The 1785-nt window shown below is 47.0% G+C and carries 4 protein-coding genes; all 4 read right to left on the minus strand.

The genetic code is table 11. From position 1 onward, the window contains the following. On the minus strand, nucleotides 1-438 hold a 438-nt coding region (locus tag VIS94_05450; protein ID HEY9160509.1), incomplete at its 3' end, for a DNA polymerase III subunit beta. A gap of 19 nt (nucleotides 439-457) precedes the next feature. Then, entirely contained in the window at nucleotides 458-856 is a 399-nt protein-coding gene (locus VIS94_05455; protein HEY9160510.1) for a hypothetical protein, read from the minus strand. A gap of 4 nt (nucleotides 857-860) precedes the next feature. Beyond that, complete coding sequence (locus VIS94_05460) at nucleotides 861-1316, minus strand: hypothetical protein (protein HEY9160511.1); 456 nt, start codon at nucleotides 1314-1316, stop codon at nucleotides 861-863. Nucleotides 1317-1469: 153 nt separating this feature from the next. Next, nucleotides 1470-1785 (minus strand): hypothetical protein (locus VIS94_05465; protein HEY9160512.1); only part of this gene is annotated, 316 nt, incomplete at its 5' end.

Consider the following 1785-nt stretch of genomic DNA (forward strand, 5'->3'; position numbering starts at 1 on the left):
AGCGAACGCAACCTTTTGGATCATCTCTTTGAACATACTTGCGTCCATTGAAACCCCATTGGTGATAGGGTACTCCGGGATGGTTGGAAACTCGGATGCATCAATTCCCTTGACGATCCCTTTATAGGTTCCGCACTTCAATGATGCTTCCGGTTTCCCGTTTACCGAAAAAACGACTTCGGGATCTGTTAAGCTGTTGATCACATCGGTCAATGTTTTTGCGGGTAAGGTCAAACCCAGGTCGCCGTCCAAATTGGCATCCATCCAAACCGTGACCCCCACGGTCAAGTCGGTAGCCGAGAGGCGAAGCTGATCCTCATCCTTACTGAGCAAAATGTTCGACAAGATCGGTAGATGGGAGTGAAAACCTACCGCTCGCCCAACAATTGCCAGGCTTTCAGAAAAAGTATTCTTTTGAACAGTCACTTTGCATGTCATTCTGTATCTCCTTGTTGTTTTATAGACTGGGCGTTTGATCGTCCAACCAGTGTTCAAGCGCAGCAACGAGCTTCTCGTCTTCTGCAATTTGCGCCATGAGTTCATCCATGCTAGGGAAGTGCAAGAGTTGTTGCTCCAATTCCTCGACCCATTTTTCTATTTCTTCTGACGAAAGGGAGACAGGCTTTTCCAGCTTTACTCCCTGGTTCCTTTGGGTTGCTTGAAAGCGATCTGTTACTTTGCATGGCGCAACGAAAGCCCGCCGCTCAAACAGATCGATAATCAAGTGATAGTCTGCAGGATTTTCAGAAGAACCCAGGTTGAACTCCGTCAGGAGAGGACGAACTGATTTATGTTGCACGTAGGCCAGGTAGCCTGGCCAGAGACCAGTAAAGGTCACCAGACCATCCGATACCATGACCTCATCTCCACAGGGTTCCCACCAGAGGGCAAGATAATGGGTATTCCGATAATTTCGGTAACCCACTGCCTGTTCTAGAAGTGGCGCAGGTGGAACAGGGATTTTGAGTTGGATCATCTGTTTTTCCATATATCTCCTTTGTTACAAAATAATCTTCGAGTGGGTAAGTATCCGGGTCCGGTTCAAGATTATGCTTTTCCGCTTCAATCTCAACCCAATCAGTGATTGCATCCAGTTCCTCTTCTGTCATACGTGGCGGAGGAGGAAACCAATCAATCCAATCCCCTTCGGGGACGTACCGGTCCGATTCGGGCGGACTGTCACCCAGACACTCTTCATCAAACTTGCCCAATATGAAATCTTCTAAAGACTTCTTGCAGCATTCATCTATTTGGGCAATTTCTGCTTGAACCTGCTCCCAATTCACATTTTTTTGTATTTCGCACAAAACCTCCAATTCTTCCTCCTTTGGTGAAATAATCCAACGTTACGCATCTAAATAAACCAACGTTGAAGCTATCTACAGACCAACCCTCAAAAGGTTGATCTATACATTTGCGCCAACGTTGTTCGACACGCAGGGGTTCAACCCCTGCGTGTCTTATAGTGATTAGAATTCATCAAATAAATCTGCAGAAGCGCCACCATCTGACCAGTAGGCCTCATCATCCCCCAGGCGGATTGCGTTTTCGTATTGCTCCGTGAGAGGACCTTCGTCATCATTGTCGAAATTCGATGTTATGAAGGCTGTGACGGTCGGGTGATCCGTTGTAAAAGAACGGATAGAACTTCGCCAGAAAAGTACATCATCGTTCTGAAGAACTTTCTGGACTCCTTGCGCCAGGTCAATCAAAAAGTCTTCTTCCAACCGATCTGGAGGAAGACCGTGATCTGCCAGGGTATGAGCGATCTCTTCGGCAATTTGT

The organism is Desulfomonilia bacterium (assembly GCA_036567785.1).
Taxonomy (GTDB): Bacteria; Desulfobacterota; Desulfomonilia; order UBA1062; family UBA1062; genus DATCTV01.

Excerpts from the sequence above, each read along its gene's own strand:
- VIS94_05455 (HEY9160510.1), bottom strand. The coding sequence starts at position 856 with ATGGTATCGGATGGTCTGGTGACCTTTACTGGTCTCTGGCCAGGCTAC.